This window comes from Bradyrhizobium sp. BR2003, assembly GCF_009720285.1.
GTDB lineage: Bacteria > Pseudomonadota > Alphaproteobacteria > Rhizobiales > Xanthobacteraceae > Bradyrhizobium > Bradyrhizobium elkanii.
This window is the reverse complement of record NZ_SMYJ01000028.1, coordinates 281282-297377: the sequence shown is the minus strand read 5'-3', so window position 1 is coordinate 297377 and position 16096 is coordinate 281282. Positions and strand designations below refer to the sequence as shown.

14 protein-coding genes are annotated in these 16096 nt (G+C 64.9%); 8 read left to right on the top strand and 6 right to left on the bottom strand.

From position 1 onward, the window contains the following. The 3 genes from E2I15_RS23820 to E2I15_RS23810 all read left to right on the top strand — a co-directional run. A partial coding sequence (locus E2I15_RS23820; RefSeq protein WP_196238933.1) for an SMP-30/gluconolactonase/LRE family protein occupies nucleotides 1-290 on the top strand: 290 nt, incomplete at its 5' end. 121 nt (nucleotides 291-411) lie between these two features. Continuing rightward, nucleotides 412-1005, top strand: a complete 594-nt coding sequence (locus tag E2I15_RS23815) for a GNAT family N-acetyltransferase (protein WP_137478143.1) — start codon at nucleotides 412-414, stop codon at nucleotides 1003-1005. Between the two features lie 28 nt (nucleotides 1006-1033). Next, on the top strand, nucleotides 1034-2677 hold the full coding sequence (locus tag E2I15_RS23810; RefSeq protein WP_137478142.1) for a GMC family oxidoreductase: 1644 nt from the start codon (nucleotides 1034-1036) through the stop codon (nucleotides 2675-2677). A 131-nt stretch (nucleotides 2678-2808) separates the two neighbouring features. Here E2I15_RS23810 and E2I15_RS23805 read toward each other — a convergent pair whose 3' ends face one another. The 3 genes from E2I15_RS23805 to E2I15_RS23795 all read right to left on the bottom strand — a co-directional run bounded on the left by E2I15_RS23805 (nucleotide 2809) and on the right by E2I15_RS23795 (nucleotide 7326). Next, nucleotides 2809-4311, bottom strand: a complete 1503-nt coding sequence (locus E2I15_RS23805; protein ID WP_137478141.1) for a flavin-containing monooxygenase — start codon at nucleotides 4309-4311, stop codon at nucleotides 2809-2811. Between the two features lie 90 nt (nucleotides 4312-4401). Then, nucleotides 4402-5244, bottom strand: a complete 843-nt coding sequence (locus E2I15_RS23800) for an AAA family ATPase (protein WP_016847781.1) — start codon at nucleotides 5242-5244, stop codon at nucleotides 4402-4404. A 183-nt stretch (nucleotides 5245-5427) separates the two neighbouring features. After that, entirely contained in the window at nucleotides 5428-7326 is a 1899-nt protein-coding gene (locus E2I15_RS23795; protein WP_246667997.1) for a diguanylate cyclase, read from the bottom strand. A gap of 180 nt (nucleotides 7327-7506) precedes the next feature. Between E2I15_RS23795 and E2I15_RS23790 the strand changes: the two genes are divergently transcribed. From E2I15_RS23790 to sseA, 3 genes are all read left to right on the top strand, one after another. Then, nucleotides 7507-8682, top strand: a complete 1176-nt coding sequence (locus E2I15_RS23790; protein WP_016847779.1) for a vWA domain-containing protein — start codon at nucleotides 7507-7509, stop codon at nucleotides 8680-8682. Between the two features lie 125 nt (nucleotides 8683-8807). Beyond that, entirely contained in the window at nucleotides 8808-9221 is a 414-nt protein-coding gene (locus tag E2I15_RS23785) for a rhodanese-like domain-containing protein (protein WP_137478139.1), read from the top strand. Between the two features lie 119 nt (nucleotides 9222-9340). Continuing rightward, nucleotides 9341-10198, top strand: coding sequence for a 3-mercaptopyruvate sulfurtransferase (gene sseA, locus E2I15_RS23780; protein WP_137478138.1), 858 nt, complete (start codon nucleotides 9341-9343; stop codon nucleotides 10196-10198). A 17-nt stretch (nucleotides 10199-10215) separates the two neighbouring features. On the opposite strand, the gene E2I15_RS23775 is transcribed toward sseA, so the two are convergent. After that, complete coding sequence (locus E2I15_RS23775; RefSeq protein ID WP_137478137.1) at nucleotides 10216-11046, bottom strand: hypothetical protein; 831 nt, start codon at nucleotides 11044-11046, stop codon at nucleotides 10216-10218. 332 nt (nucleotides 11047-11378) lie between these two features. Here E2I15_RS23775 and E2I15_RS23770 point away from each other — a divergent pair, with 332 nt between their 5' ends. Further along, nucleotides 11379-12617, top strand: a complete 1239-nt coding sequence (locus E2I15_RS23770) for a L,D-transpeptidase family protein (protein ID WP_170991459.1) — start codon at nucleotides 11379-11381, stop codon at nucleotides 12615-12617. Between the two features lie 75 nt (nucleotides 12618-12692). On the opposite strand, the gene E2I15_RS23765 is transcribed toward E2I15_RS23770, so the two are convergent. Beyond that, on the bottom strand, nucleotides 12693-13655 hold the full coding sequence (locus tag E2I15_RS23765) for a D-2-hydroxyacid dehydrogenase family protein (RefSeq protein ID WP_137478135.1): 963 nt from the start codon (nucleotides 13653-13655) through the stop codon (nucleotides 12693-12695). Between the two features lie 118 nt (nucleotides 13656-13773). Continuing rightward, a complete protein-coding gene (locus E2I15_RS23760; protein ID WP_137478134.1) occupies nucleotides 13774-14019 on the bottom strand; it encodes a hypothetical protein in 246 nt (81 codons plus the stop codon). 273 nt (nucleotides 14020-14292) lie between these two features. On the opposite strand from E2I15_RS23760, the gene ettA reads away from it, so the two are divergent. After that, nucleotides 14293-15942: an energy-dependent translational throttle protein EttA gene (gene ettA / locus E2I15_RS23755; protein ID WP_137478133.1), complete on the top strand. Its 1650-nt coding sequence runs from the start codon at nucleotides 14293-14295 to the stop codon at nucleotides 15940-15942. Nucleotides 15943-16096 lie beyond the last annotated feature (154 nt).

Below are 16096 nucleotides of genomic sequence, written 5' to 3'. Positions count from 1 at the left end.
AGCGCGGCAAGCCGATCGCCGGCCTCGGCGGCTACCAGATGTTCGACTCGCTCGCCGTTGAAGCGAACGGCAATGTCTGCGTCGCGACGCTGGTCTCGGGCTGCATCTCGGTGATCGCGACCGACGGCACCGTGGTCGAGCAGGTGCCGACCGGCGACCGCGTCACCACCAACATCGCCTTCGGCGGCCCCGAGCTGAAGACCGCCTACATCACGCTGTCGGGCAAGGGCGAGCTGATCGCGATGGACTGGCCGCGGCCGGGATTGCCGCTGAACTTTCTGAACAAGTGACGATTGCGCAAAAGCGCAGTCGTCATCCCGGGGCGATGCGCAGCATCGAACCCGGGATGACGAGGTTCCGGGTCTGGTGCTGGCGCGCCATCCCGGAATGACAAAGGATGGAGTTGCTCAAATGCCCTGGCTTGAACCGGTCACCCTTCGCGGCGCGCATGCGCGGCTGGAGCCGTTGTCACACGATCATTGCAACGGGCTGGTCGACGCGGTGAAGGACGGCGAGCTGTCAAAGCTCTGGTACACCGCGATTCCGCAGCCGGAGAACATGGCCAAGGAGATCGACCGCCGGCTCGGCCTGCAAAAGGCCGGATCGATGCTGCCGTTCACGGTGTTCGACGCCGATGGGCGGATCTCGGGCATGACGACCTACATGAACGTCGACACGCCCAACCGTCGCGTCGAGATCGGTTCGACCTGGTACGCCAAGCGTGTGCAGCGCAGCGCGGTCAACACGCAATGCAAATTGCTGCTGCTCACCCATGCCTTCGAGAAGCTCGACTGCATCGCGGTCGAGTTCCGCACGCATTTCTTCAATCACCAGAGCCGGCGCGGCATCGAGCGTCTGGGTGCAAAGCAGGACGGCATCCTCCGCAGCCATCAGATCGCGCCCAACGGCACGTTGCGCGACACCGTGGTTTACAGCATCATCGCCAGCGAATGGCCGACGGTGAAGGCGCATCTGACCTATCAACTCAACGAAAAGCCGCGCTGACACGGTTGTCGGCGCCAGAAGCGAGACGATGGAAACGTTCGATTATGTGATCATCGGCGCAGGCTCCGCCGGGAGCGTGCTGACCAACCGGTTAAGTGAAGACGCGGGCACCAGGGTGTGCGTGCTTGAGGCGGGGCCGAGCGACTGGCATCCCTACATCCATCTGCCGGCCGGCTTCATCAAGACCTTCCACATGAAGAGCGTGAACTGGGCCTATCAACAGGAGGTCGGGCCCTACACCGGCGGGCGCAGCATTTATGCGCCGCGCGGCAAGACGCTCGGCGGCTCGTCCTCGATCAACGGCCACATCTATAATCGCGGCCAGCGCCAGGATTTCGACACCTGGGCGCAGCTCGGCAATCGCGGCTGGGGCTATCCCGACGTGCTGCCCTATTTCCGGCGCATGGAGAGAAGGATCGGCGAGGGCGACGACACCTATCGCGGCCGCGACGGCAACCTCACCGTCACCACCATGGACTGGCAGGACCCGCTCTGCGAGGCCTTCATGGCGGGCGCGGTCAGCCTCGGCATTCCGCGCAATCCCGATTACAACGGCCAGATCCAGGAGGGCGTGTCGTACTGCCAGCGCACCATCCTGAACGGCCGCCGGGTCAGCGCCGCGACCGCCTTCCTGCATCCGGCGCGGCGGCGGCCGAATGTCGACGTACGCACGCACGCCCATGTCACGGGCATCATCTTCGAGGGCAAGCGCGCGGTCGGCGTGCGCTACAACCGCGGCGGCAAGCACGGCGATCCCCTGGAGATCCGCGCCACCAAGGAGGTCATCCTCTCCGGCGGTGCCTACAACTCGCCGCAGCTGTTGCAGCTCTCCGGCGTCGGCGCGCCCGAGCTGTTGCAGGCGCACGGCATCGAGGTGCGCCACGCGCTCCCCGGCGTCGGTGAGGGCCTGCAGGATCACTACGCGCCGCGCTCGGTGGCGCGGGTCAAGAACATCAGGACCATCAACGAGCTTCGCCGCGGCTTCAGCCTGTGGGGCGAGGCGATCAAATGGGCGACGACACGGCGCGGCCTGCTGTCGCTGTCGCCGACCATGGTCTACTGCTTCTGGCATTCCGGCGAGACCACGGAGAGCTCCGACCTGCAGCTCACCTTCACGCCGGCGAGCTACAAGGAGGGCGTGCAGGGCCAGCTCGAGGACGAGCCCGGCATGACGGTGGCGTCATGGCAGCAGCGGCCGGAGAGCCGCGGCTATGTCCGCATCCGCTCCGCCGATCCGTTCGCGCCGCCGATCATCCAGACCAACTACCTCGCCGAGGAGATCGACCGCCGCGTCGTCGTCGCCGGCATGAAGCTGGCGCGCCGGCTGCTCGCCTCCGAGCCGCTCAGTCCGTATTACGCCTATGAGGACTTTCCGGGCCCGAAGGTCACGAGCGACGACGAGCTGCTGGCGGCCGCGACCCAGCGCGGCACCACCACCTTCCATCCCGGCTGCACCTGCCGGATGGGTCCGGCCGACGCGCCGTGGGCGGTGGTCGACGATCAGCTTCGGGTCCATGGCATGGAGGGCCTGCGCGTGATCGACGCCTCGATCATGCCGCGGATGATCTCGGCGAATCTCAACGCCTCGACCTTGATGATCGCCGACAAGGCCTCCGACATGATCCGCGGCAAGACCCCCGAGGCCGCTGCGAAGCTGCCGGAGTATGCGTGAAGGGACTAATTCGTACGACGATAATCGTTCAGCGTCGTCCCGGCCTAGTGCGCAATTGCGCACGGGGGCCGGGACGACAGCAGAGTGTGTGGCCGTTAGCGGCTCAGGATGACGGGACTAATATCAGGAGCTCAGCCGTAGACGAACGCCTTGTCCTTGAGGTCGATCGCCGGGAATTCGTCCTTCTCGGCCCAGTAGTCCTGGTTGTGCTGCCATTCAGGCTTGTCGCCGCGCTTCGGCAGCAGGTGCATGCCACGCATCATGTAGCCGGGGTTGAAGTTCTCCGGATCGATCCACGGCAGCAGCGGCATGTTGTGGTCTTCGGGGCGCAGCTCGGGCGTCACCTTGTGCGCGCCGGTCGCCTTCATGTGCTGCAGCAGGCGACAGACGAAGTCGCCGACCAGGTCGACGCGCAACGTCCAGCTGGCGCGGAAATAGCCGAACACCCAGACGAGGTTCGGCACGCCGGTGAACATCATGCCGCGATAGGTCACGGTATCGGCGAAGTCGAGCGGCTTGCCGTCGATCTCGAAGTCGATGCCGCCATTGGCGGAGAGGTGGAAGCCGGTCGCGGTGATGATGATATCGGCCTCGAGCTGCTTGCCGGACTTGAGCAGGATGCCCGTCTCGGTGAAGCGGTCGATCTCGTCGGTGACGACTGACGCCTTGCCGCCCTTGATGGCGTGGAACAGGTCGGCATCCGGCACGAAGGCGATGCGCTGCCGCCACGGCCGGTAACTCGGCGTGAAGTGGGTGGCGATGTCGTAGTCCTTGCCGAGAACGGCTTCGACCGCTGCCAGCAGGTCCTTCTTGGCGCCCTCGGGCTCGGCGAAGGTCCGCTTGGTGAAGGCGTCCTGCTCGAACAGGATCTTGCGGCGGGTGATCTCGTGGATCCAGTGTTCGTCGACCTGCAGCCTGCGCAGCTCCTCGGCGATCTCGATCGCGTTGCGGCCGGTGCGGAAATAGGTCGGCGAGCGCTGCAGCATGGTGACATGGCTGGCGTCCTTGGCCATCGCCGGGATCAGGGTCGCGGCGGTGGCGCCGGAGCCGATCACGACCACGCGCTTGCCCTTGTAGTCGAGGTCGTCGGGCCAGGTCTGCGGATGCACGACCGTGCCCTTGAACTTCGCCATGTCGGTCCATTCGGGCGTATAGCCCGCGTCGTGGCGATAATAGCCCTGGCACATCCAGAAGAAGTTGGTGGTGAAGCGCAGCCGCTCGCCGGTGTCGATGCGGACAGCATCGATGGTCCAGAGATTGGTCTCGTTCGACCACTTTGCCGCGGTGATGGTGTGGCGATAACGGATGTGACGGGCGAGGTCGTTCTCCTCGATCACCTCGCCCATGTACTTCAGGATCTCGGCCGCGGTCGCGATCGGCGCGCTGGTCCACGGCTTGAAGCGATAGCCGAAGGTGTGCAGGTCGCTGTCGGAGCGGATGCCGGGATAGCGATGGGTGGACCAGGTGCCGCCGAAAGTCTTCTGCGTCTCCAGCACCACGAAGCTGGTGCCGGGGCATTGCGTGGTGAGGTGGTAGGCGGCGCCGACGCCGGAGATGCCGGCGCCTGCGATCAGGACGTCGAAATGCTCTGTGGTGACGGGCTCGGCGGCGCGGATCTGGGTCTGGACGTTCATCTTCCCTGGTCTTCTTGCTTGTTGGCTTGTTTGTTGAGCTGCAGAAGCAAAACGCCGGAGCCATCGCCCCGGCGTCTGCCGATATCGGAACTAGACTTCGCGGCGGCTGAGGAAAGCCAGCCGCTCGAACAGATGCACGTCCTGCTCGTTCTTGAGCAGCGCGCCATGCAGCGGCGGGATCAGCTTGCGCGGATCGCGCTCGCGCAGCATTTCCGGAGTGATGTCCTCGTTCAACAGCAGCTTGAGCCAGTCGAGCAGCTCCGAGGTCGAGGGCTTCTTCTTCAGGCCCGGCACCTCGCGGACTTCGAAGAAGATCCGTAGCGCCTCTTCCACCAGGCGCTTCTTGATGCCGGGGAAGTGCACGTCGACGATCTTGCCCATCGTCTCGTTGTCGGGGAACTTGATGTAGTGGAAGAAGCAGCGGCGCAGGAAGGCGTCCGGCAGTTCCTTCTCGTTGTTCGACGTGATCATCACGATCGGGCGCAGCTTCGCCTTGATGGTCTCGCCGGTCTCGTAGACGTGGAATTCCATGCGGTCGAGTTCGAGCAGCAGATCGTTGGGGAATTCGATGTCGGCCTTGTCGATCTCGTCGATCAGCAGCACCGGGCGCTTCTCGTTGGTGAAGGCCTCCCACAGCTTGCCGCGCTTGATGTAGTTCTTGATGTCGGACACACGGGCGTCGCCGAGCTGGCTGTCGCGCAGCCGCGAGACGGCATCGTATTCGTAGAGGCCCTGCTGCGCCTTGGTGGTCGACTTGATGTGCCAGGTCAAAAGTGGCGCGTCGATCGCCTTGGCGACTTCCTCGGCCAGCACGGTCTTGCCGGTGCCGGGCTCGCCCTTCACCAGCAGCGGGCGCTCGAGCACGATGGCGGCATTGACGGCGACCTTGAGGTCATCGGTGGCGACGTAGTCCTTGGTACCCGTGAATTTCATCTATCTGTTTGCCTTGCTTCGTTCGTCGGCGGCCCGGGCCCCCACACGAAACGACCGCTCTCGCAGCGGTCGCATGTCCTCTCCGATATCTTGTCCGGTACAATTCTAATTGAAAAAGCCCGGCGGTCTAGCGCGGATTCCGCAGCGCAGCGGTACCCCGGACAGCACCGGGCGCATAGTATGTCAGGCGTACTGTTTCCGCCCCGCGGAATGATTATCACCCGCGAGCGACGAGGCCAGCACCGTGCGGTCGCGTCCCGAACGTTTCGCCTCATAGAGCGCGAGGTCAGCCCGGCCGAGCAACTCGGTCTCGCTCGCGGTCGCGGCCGACCGGCTGGCGATCCCGAGGCTGATCGAAACCACGCCGCGGCGGGCGGCCGGATTGGCGATCCCCAGCGACCGCACCGTGAGGCGCATCGCTTCAGCGACCTTCAGTGCATCCTGCTCGCCGACGCCGGGCAGGATGATCGCGAACTCCTCGCCGCCGTATCGCGCCGCCAGCGCGGTGGTGTTGGTGGTGGCGTCCGCGATCACGCGCGCTACTCGCCGCAGGCATTGGTCACCGGCCTGGTGACCTTGCGTGTCGTTGAAACCCTTGAAGTGATCGATGTCGAGCATGATCAGCGAGATCTGCTCCCGGTCGCGGAACTCGCGCGGCAGCGCGCTGTCGAAGCTGCGGCGGTTGGCGAGCGAGGTCAGGCCATCGGTGGTCGCCAGTTCGGACAGGCGGATGTTCAGTGCGTTGAGTTCGTCCTCCATCTTGCGACGTTCGGTGACGTCGCGCAGCACGCCGACGACCTCGATGGCATGGTGATCTTCCGCCGCGCCGGCAAGCTTGAAGTTGATCTCGACCCAGACCTCGCTGCCATCGGCGCGGAAGGTCTTGAATTCGACGGTCTTGGTGGTGCTCCAGTTGGTCAATTCCGAGGTCGCCCTGGCGACGTCGGCGAGATGATCGGGATGCACGAACTCGAAGCAGGATTTGCCGATCAGATCGTCCGGCTTGCGGCCGAGGATGGTCTCGACCGATTGCGACACGAACAGGAAGCGTCCGTTGCGGTCCAGCAGGATCACCACATCGGCGATGTTGTCGGCAAGCAGCCGGTAGCGCGCCTCGCGTTCCCGGAGCATCCGCGCGACCTTGGTGCGCCTGGCGAACTCCTTGCCGAGCAGGATCGCGAACAGGATGACGCTTCCCATCAGGATGATGGCGACAAGCAGGTCGTTGCGCAAATCGTCATGCCACGCGGCGAGAACCTGGGCTTCGGGCAGGGCGACGGTGACCACGATCGGATATTGCGAAGCGCGCTCGAAGCCGAGATATTTGACGCGTCCGTCGAACGGCGATGTGGTTTTCGTGTAGCCGGTCCGGTCCTGCTCGATCCTCGCCTTGAATGCCGCGGACACCTCCTTGTTCCACTTGCCCGCCGGCCAGTGCGCCAAAACGATCCCGTCGAGCCGAAGCAGGGTAATTCCGGCGTGCGGACCGAATTTGAAGGCTTGATAGAAGTTGTCGAAATAGCTTGTTTCGATGGTCGCGAACAGTACGCCGCCGAAGCTGCCGTCCTCCCTGGTGACGCGCCGCGACAGCACGATGGTCGGCTGACCGGTCAGGCGCGACTGCAACGGCTCGCTGATATGCAGCGATGCATCCGTCGAGTCGCGATGGCCGATGAAATAGCCGCGATCGGCATTGTTGTGCGCCGGCAGCTCGGCGGCCGACGAATAGGCCCGGTTGCCGTCGGGGTCGATCACGCCGATCTCCTTGATCTGCGGCAGCGCGTCGGCGGTCTTGCGCAGCGCCGCGTTGAAGCGATCGACGCGCGGCTTCTGGTATTTCAGCAGATCCACCATGGCGTTCATGGCCACATCGATCGCCTGGACCGAATGCGAGGCGTGTTCCGCCAGCGAGTGGGTGAGGTTGCGGATGTCGCGCTCGCCCTGGGTCAGCGCCGTGGTGCGCGCCTCGACCGCCTTCCAGATCAAAAGACCCAGCACGAATATGCTCATTGCCGCCACCACGGCGGCGACGATCGCCGTCGGCGAAAACAGTTTCGGCAGCTTGGCTGGGCTATCGGGCACGTCGATCGGGTCCACTGGCGCGTGTTGCTGCAACGATCAACGTCCGATCTTAATGTCACGTTTCGCCGCCGGGAGCCGAAGCCGGGCGGGGTGGTTAAGTGAAAGTGAATGGCTGATCCGCAGCCGCAACCGGGGGAGGGGCCCTTGACGGCACCGGCGGGGCGGGCGATTTAAGTAAATATGTTCCTGCAGTTTTTCACATCGCTGCGCGACGCCCAGGTCCCCGTGACGCTACGGGAATATCTGACCTTGATGGAAGCGCTTGACGCCGATCTCGCCGAGCAGACGGTCGAGAACTTCTACTATTTGTCACGCGCCGCGCTGGTGAAGGACGAGCGCAATCTCGACAAGTTCGACCGCGTGTTCGGTACCGTGTTCAAGGGGCTCGAGAGCCTGCTCGATGCCATGGGCAAGGCGGAGATCCCCGAGGAGTGGCTGAAGAAGCTCGCGGAGAAATATCTCACCGAGGAAGAGAAGAAGCAGATCGAGGCCATGGGCTGGGACAAGCTCATGGAGACGCTGAAGAAGCGGCTCGAGGAACAGAAGGGCCGCCACCAGGGCGGCAGCAAGTGGATCGGCACCGCCGGCACCTCGCCGTTCGGCGCCCATGGCTACAATCCCGAGGGCGTGCGGATCGGGCAGGAGAAGAACCGCAACAACCGCGCCGTGAAGGTGTGGGACAAGCGCGAGTTCAAGGACCTCGACGGCAATGTCGAGCTTGGCATCCGCAACATCAAGGTGGCGCTGCGGCGGCTGCGCAAGTTCGCGCGCACCGGCGCGCCGGACGAACTCGACCTCGACACCACGATCAAGGAGACCGCCAACCACGGCTATCTCGACGTGCACATGCGCCCCGAGCGGCGCAACGCGGTCAAGGTGCTGGTGTTCTTCGATATCGGCGGCTCGATGGATTCGCATATCGAGCAGGTCGAGGAACTGTTCTCGGCCGCCAAGAGCGAATTCAAGCACATGGAATATTTCTACTTCCACAACTGCCTCTATGAAGGCGTCTGGAAGCAGAACAAGCGGCGCTTCACCGATCGCACGCCGACCTGGGACGTGCTGCACAAGTATCCGCACGACTACAAGGTGGTGTTCGTGGGCGACGCCTCGATGTCGCCTTACGAGATCATGGTTCCCGGCGGCTCGGTCGAGCATGTCAATGAAGAGGCCGGCTCGGTCTGGCTCGACCGCATCATCCGCACCTATCCGCACGCGGTGTGGCTCAATCCGGTGGCGCAGAAGCACTGGGACTATTCGGAATCGACCACCATCATCCGCCGCCTGTTCTCCGAACGCATGTATCCGATCACGATCGAAGGTCTGGAGAACGCGATGCGGGAGTTGGTGCGGTAACCAATCCCGTCATTCCGGACGGTCCGTATCCGGAATCTCGAGCTGATGAAATTCGATCGAGATTCCGGGTTCGATGCTGCCGCATCGCCCCGGAATGACACCAAGAAGAAGCCAGGGAGAACCCCATGCCCCAGAACATCCATCGCGGCATCAAGGTGATGATCGACGAGGCCAATGCCGAGATCGAGACCATCAGCGCGGCCGACGCGATCACGCTGATCGGCAAGAACGACGTCGTCATCGTCGACATCCGCGATCCCCGCGAGATCGAGCGCGACGGCAAGATTCCCGGCGCGTTCTCCTGCACCCGTGGCATGCTCGAGTTCTGGATCGATCCGAACAGCCCCTATGCCAAGCCGATCTTCCAGGAAGACAAGAAGTTCATCTTCCACTGCGCCGGCGGCCTGCGCTCGGCGCTCGCCGCCAAGACCGCCAAGGACATGGGCCTGAAGCCGGTCGCACATATGGGCGGCGGCTTTGCCGCCTGGCGCGAGGCGGGCGGGCCGATCGAGGCGTGGGAGCCGCAGAAGAAGGGCTGAGAGAATCCTTCCCCGTCATTCCGGGGCGCGCGCAGCGCGAACCCGGAATCCAGAAGTTGTCGTGCGAGATTCCGGGTTCGCGACTGTGTCGCGCCCCGGAATGACGAAGGAAATACGGAATGACCACCACCGACGATCCGCTCGTCTCGACCGAATGGCTGGCTGCGCATCTCGGCGATGCCAACGTCAAGGTGCTCGATGCGACCTTCAAGCTGCCGGGCGTGCTGCCGCTGCCGAAGGACGACTATCTCGCCGCGCATCTGCCCGGCGCGGTGTTCTTCGACGTCGATGCGGTGTCCGACCATTCCAATCCGCTGCCGCACATGTTTCCGAGCGCCGAGCAGTTCGGTCGCGACGTCGGCGGGCTCGGCATCAGCAATGCCGACACCGTGGTGATCTACGATGCCGGCGGCTGGGTCGCGGCGCCGCGCGCCTGGTGGATGTTCCTGTCCTATGGCCATCGCAACGTGCGCATTCTCAACGGCGGCCTGAAGAAGTGGCGCGCCGAGGGCAGGGCGGTCGAGAGCGGCGAGGTGAAGCCGAAGCCTGCGACCTTCAAGGCGAGCTACGATCCGCAGCGCGTGCGCAGCATCGAGCAGATGATCGCCAATGTCGAAAGCCGTGCCGAGCAGATGATCGATGCGCGCGCCGCCGATCGCTTCGAGGGCCGCGCGCCGGAGCCGCGGCCGGGCATCCGCGCCGGCCACATCCCCGGCGCCCGCAACGTGCCCTACAACCAGCTGTTCGATGCCGCGACCGGCGAGATGAAGCCGCTCGACGATCTGCGCAAGTCGTTCATTGGCGCCGGCGTGAAGCTCGATGCGCCGATCGTCACGAGCTGCGGCTCGGGCGTCTCGGCCGGCGTGCTGACGCTTGCGCTCTACCGGCTCGGCGTCACCGAGAGCGCGCTCTACGACGGCTCGTGGTCGGAATGGGGGCAGGCGAGCGGCCCGCCGATCGCGACGGGACCGGCCTGACAGGTCATTCCTGCTTGCTAGCGCCGGGTGAGCGGCGCCAAGGTCGGCTGGCCGAACGGATCGAGCTGCTGCTGAACGACCTGCCGAACCGGCTGCGCGCGGACAATCCGCCGCCGCTCCTTGCGATGTGTCGGCTTGCTGACCGCGTTGCGCTTCGGCTTCTTCGCCTCAATGGCCTTCGGCGCCACCGGCGCTTCGACGACAACCTCAGGTCCGCCCAGCGTCGCGATCTTCGTCGCGGCCGCGTTCGCCTCGGGTGACGGAGGCGGGGCGGGCTCGGGCGCTGCCATCGCGGGTGCCGGCGGAGGAACCGCGGGCTCGCTGGGGGCGGGCGGATCGGCCACGGCGGCGACCTTGGCCTCGGTCGCCGCCGGTGCAGCTTCGGCGGCAGCGGGCGTCGGCTCCGATGCCGGCAAGGGATCTGCGGTTGGAGTCTGAGCCGCAGTGTCGGCGGCCGGCGCCGGGGTCGTCGCGGCCTGGGCTTCCGGCTTCGGCGGGGCGGGCGGGACCGGATCATCCGCCGTTGCGGCGGCGACCTTCTCCGGCTCGGCTGCAGGGGTGACCTCAGCGGGAGCTGTCGGCTCGGACGCGGCTGGCTCGGGCGGGGGTGCTGCCGGAATATCGGTCGTCACCTTGTCGGCGGCGGGCGGGTCGACCCGCACCATGGCAAGCACTGGCGGGGCGTCGGGCTGCTGCGCGAATTGCGGCTCGGGCGGCGCCCGGAGGGCCGGAATGCTGGCGAACTCTTCATGCGCCGCGCGGAACAGCGCGGCTGCCCCTAACCCGAACACCAGCAGCGAGGTCGCCAGCACGATCGCGGCGAACAGAAAGCGAAGGCCGGGGAGCATGGGCGCGGTTCCCCCTTCTGCGGGAGGGTCTTCGATGTCGAGGGAACGCGGTGACCACACAAGAAAGCCGGCGTCGCGAGCGCGAATCAGGCCGATATCGAAGATATCGCAACGTCCCGGGGCTGTTTGTTACAAAATGCGGGTGATTGATGACTTTGGCCACGTGGACAAACATTCCGGGCCCGTGAGACATCTTTGCCGCAGCGTTGACGCGAAATCACAAAAGGCCCGGAATAGCCCGGGTTTCGCGGATTTGTCTTGAATGCGCCGCTATCTTCCTGCATTGGGCCGTTAACAGTCCGGTGTGGCTTGGGGACTATAACAGAGCAATGATGATCAACCGCATTCTGACGATTTGCGCTGCCGCGGTTCTCGGCGTGGCAGGAACCTCGCTTGCGCATGCGCAGGGTTATCCGGCACCCCAGGGCACGGCCTATTCGACGGCGCCCCAGCCCTACCCCCAGGGCAGCATGCCGGATTTCGACGCTCTCAATGACGATGACGGGCAGGATTCGGCTGCACTGCCGCCGCCCGGCCCGGTGCTGTCGCCGAGCGACCCGCGCTATGGCCGTCCGGCGAATGCGCCCACCTATTCCGATCGTGGCGCGCCGACCGGTCCGGTGATGTCGCCGGACGATCCGCGCTATGGCCGCCCGATGAATGCTCCTCCGGTCTATTCCGACCGTGGCGCGCCGACTGGCCCGGTGATGTCGCCCGATGATCCCCGCTATGGCCGTCCGATGGGGCCGCCGCCGGTGATTTACGGCGACCGTCCGGGTGCGCAACAAGCCAGTCGCGACAATGGCGTTCCGGCCGCCGGCGTTTCCTATGGCGACGACCGCGGCGGCTTGCGTCCGCCCGAGGGCGTTACCGGAGCCGTGCCGCAGCAGCAGGCGCCGGTCGATGCCAATGGCAAGCCGGTACAGATCGCGGCGCTGCCGCCGGACGAGCAGCCGGAAGATGCCCCGGCGCAACTGCCGCCGAATCTGCGTCGCCAGGAAGTGTCGTTCGCGACCAAGGAGCCGGCAGGCACGATCGTTGTCGATACGTCGAACACCTATCTCTATTACATCCTGGGCAATGGCCGGGCGATCCGTTACGGCGTCCGTGTCGGCCGCGACGGCTTCACCTGGACCGGCGTGCAGAAGATCACCCGCAAGGCCGAGTGGCCGGATTGGCATCCGCCGACCGAGATGATCGAGCGTCAGCCCTATCTGCCGCGCTTCATGGCCGGCGGACCCGGCAACCCGCTCGGCGCCCGCGCGATGTATCTCGGCTCGACCGTGTACCGTATTCACGGCACCAACCAGCCGTCGACCATCGGCAAGTTCGTCTCGTCGGGCTGCATCGGCATGCTGAACGAAGACGTCTCCGACCTGTTCGAGCGCGCCAAGGTCGGCACCCGCGTGGTTGTGCTGCCCGGTGGTCCGCCGCCGGGAACGGCGACGGCTTCTGCCGCGCCTGCGAACCCGATGGCTCCCTCCGCGGCCCAGGCTCAGGCGACCGCGCCGCTGCCCGGCACGCAGCCGACCACGGTGCAGCCGCTGCCGGCACCGGTGACGGTGCGCTAGGCCAACAGGCAAACTGATCATTGAAGAAGGCGCGCCAACGGCGCGCCTTTTTTGTTTGCCGATCGATGTCCGATCTCAGGCCAGGCGCCGCGGCGGCTCGTTGCCCTTGGTGAAGGCGTCGATGCACTCGACCATCTGCTGATAATGCGCCTGCAGGCTCTCGCGCGTCGCGTAGCCGAGATGCGGCGTGATCACGACATTGTCGAGCTTGCGCAGCGGATGATCCGGCGGCAGCGGCTCGACCGAGAACACGTCGATGCCGGCGCCGGCGATCGTCTTGTCGCGCAGCGCCGCGAACAGGGCGTCCTCGTCGACGATCGGCCCGCGCGCGGTGTTGACGAGATAGGCCGACGGCTTCATGCGGGCGAGATCGGCGGCGCCGACCAGTCCGCGCGAGCGCGGGCTCAGCACGACATGGATGGTGATGATGTCTGATATCGCGAACAGCTCGTCCTTGCCGGCATAGCCGACGCCGGCCTCCTTGCACTTCTCCGGCGTCAGATTGGGACTCCAGGCGATGACGTTCATGCCGAACACCTTGGCCATGCCGGCGACCTTGCTGCCGAGCTTGCCGAGACCGATGACGCCGAGCGTCTTGCCTTCGATCTCGGTGCCGGCAAAGGTCTGCCAGGCCTCGCCGGCGTGCATGCGCGCATGCTCACGGCCGATGCCGCGGGTCAGTTCCAGGATCAGGCCCATGGTGAGGGGCGCGGTGGGATCGCGGCCATATTGGGTGCCGCACACCACCGCCTTGCGGCTCTTCGCGACCTCCACGTCGATCGCCGCGTTGCGCATGCCCGACGTGATCAGGAGCTGCAGCCTGGGCAGCGCGTCGAGCAGGCTCTTCGGGAACGGGGTGCGCTCGCGCATCGCGCAGATGACCTCGAAATCCTTCAGCTTGGTCGCCGCTTCCGCCTCGCTCGCGAACGGCTTGTCGAACACGGTGACGTCGACCCGGTCCTTGACCTTTGGCCAGTCCGCCACAGAAAGTGCGATGTCGAAATAGTCGTCGAGGATTGCACAGCGGAGCCGCGTCATCGGGGAAGGTCCATTCAGGGTGAGGACGACGGCGGGAGATCAACCGTCGGGTTACCTGTCATGGTCGCGCGCAATCGGCAGGCGCGCAAGCGACCGCGGTTTCAAAAAGCGGCGATTGTTACGCGCGCGGAGACGGCTTCTTCGTGGAGCGGATATCGGCGAGCATCGAGCGGACCGCCGGCGACAGCGCCATCTGCTTGGCGCGGCAGGCCGGACCCGGGCCGCGCATATAATGCAGTTCCGGCCGGTAGGGATTGAAAGCCTTGGCGACGAAGGCGCGCCAAAAGGCGCGGAATTCGGCGAACGGCGTCGCCTCGCCTTTGGCCGTCGGGCGCGGAAGGGGGGCTGAAATGATGGTAGCCATGACGTGGCCTCAACTGTTTTGGCCGCGGTTCTGCCGCGAAAATCGCCGTTTTTCGACGTTGAGAACGAGTTTTGGCCTGATTTATTAAAAGACGGTTTCAATTGTCGTGATTCGGCGCACACATGGCGTCGAACCCGTAATCACCCGTGGTGAAGCCGCGAAACGTGGTGAACGGACGGAAAACAGAGGTCCCGCGGTTGCGCTTTCGGGGGCCGGCCGTTACATCGGCGGCAGCAAAATTTCCACAAATCGGATCAATTCCAGGGACAGCGGATGGCGCGCCAGTTCATCTATTTCATGCAGGGTCTGACCAAGGCGTACCCGACCCGCAAGGTGCTCGATAACATCCATCTGAGCTTCTATCCGGATGCCAAGATCGGCGTGCTCGGCGTCAACGGCTCGGGCAAGTCGACCCTGCTCAAGATCATGGCCGGTCTCGACAAGGAGTATAGCGGCGAGGCCTGGGTCGCCGAGGGCGCACGCGTCGGCTATCTCGAGCAGGAGCCGCAGCTCGATCCGAAGCTCTCGGTCCGCGAGAACGTCATGCAGGGCGTCGCAAAGCAGAAGGCGATCCTCGACCGCTACAATGAGCTGGCCGTCAACTATTCGGACGAGACGGCCGACGAAATGACCAAGCTGCAGGACGAGATCGAGGCGCAGGGCCTGTGGGATCTCGACAGCAAGGTCGACCAGGCGATGGACGCGCTGCGCTGCCCGCCGGACGATGCCGATGTCTCCAAGCTGTCGGGCGGTGAACGCCGCCGCGTCGCGCTATGCCGCTTGTTGCTCGACCAGCCGGAATTGCTGCTGCTGGACGAACCGACCAACCATCTCGACGCCGAGTCGGTGTCATGGCTGGAAGGCCATCTGCGCAACTATCCGGGCGCGATCCTGATCGTGACCCACGATCGCTACTTCCTCGACAATGTCACCGGCTGGATCCTCGAACTCGACCGCGGCCGCGGCATTCCCTACGAGGGCAATTACTCGTCCTGGCTGGTGCAGAAGCAGAAGCGGCTCGAGCAGGAGGGCCGCGAAGACGCCGCGCATCAGAAGACGCTGGCCCGCGAGCAGGAATGGGTGGCGTCCTCGCCGAAGGCGCGTCAGGCCAAGTCGAAGGCGCGCTACCAGCGCTATGAGGAACTGCTCAAGAAGGCGAGCGAAAAGCAGACCCAGACCGCGCAGATCATCATCCCGGTCGCCGAGCGGCTCGGCGCCAACGTCGTCGACTTCGAGGGCCTCAGCAAGGGCTTCGGCGATCGGCTCCTGATCGACGATCTCACCTTCAAGCTGCCGCCCGGCGGCATCGTCGGCGTGATCGGACCGAACGGCGCCGGCAAGACCACACTGTTCAGAATGATCACGGGTCAGGAGAAGCCGGACAAGGGCACCATCACGATCGGCGAGACCGTACATCTCGGCTATGTCGACCAGTCGCGCGACGCGCTCGAGGGCAACAAGACGGTGTGGGAGGAGATCTCCGGCGGCAACGAGCTGATCCTGCTCGGCAAGAAGGAAGTCAATTCGCGCGGCTATTGCTCGGCGTTCAACTTCAAGGGTGCCGACCAGCAGAAGAAGGTCGGCGCGCTGTCCGGCGGTGAACGCAACCGCGTCCATCTCGCCAAGATGCTGAAGTCGGGCGCCAACGTGCTGCTGCTCGACGAACCGACCAACGACCTCGACGTCGACACGTTGCGCGCGCTGGAAGAGGCGCTGGAGGATTTTGCCGGCTGCGCCGTCATCATCAGCCATGACCGCTGGTTCCTCGACCGCATCGCGACCCATATCCTGGCCTTCGAGGGCGACAGCCATGTCGAATGGTTCGAGGGCAACTTCCAGGATTACGAAAAGGACAAGATGCGCCGGCTCGGCCAGGACAGCATCATTCCGCACCGCGTGAAGTACAAGAAGCTGACGCGCTGATCGGTTCAAGCGGTCGAGCGCGGCCATCGCGCCGCGTTCGACCGTTGTTCGTTGGCAGGATCGTGACGGCATCGCGGCGCAATCTGCGGCCAGTTGTCGCTTTTCAAGCGCGCGGGATTGCGTAGATAGAGCGCTCCCGCAAATCAAATTCTGC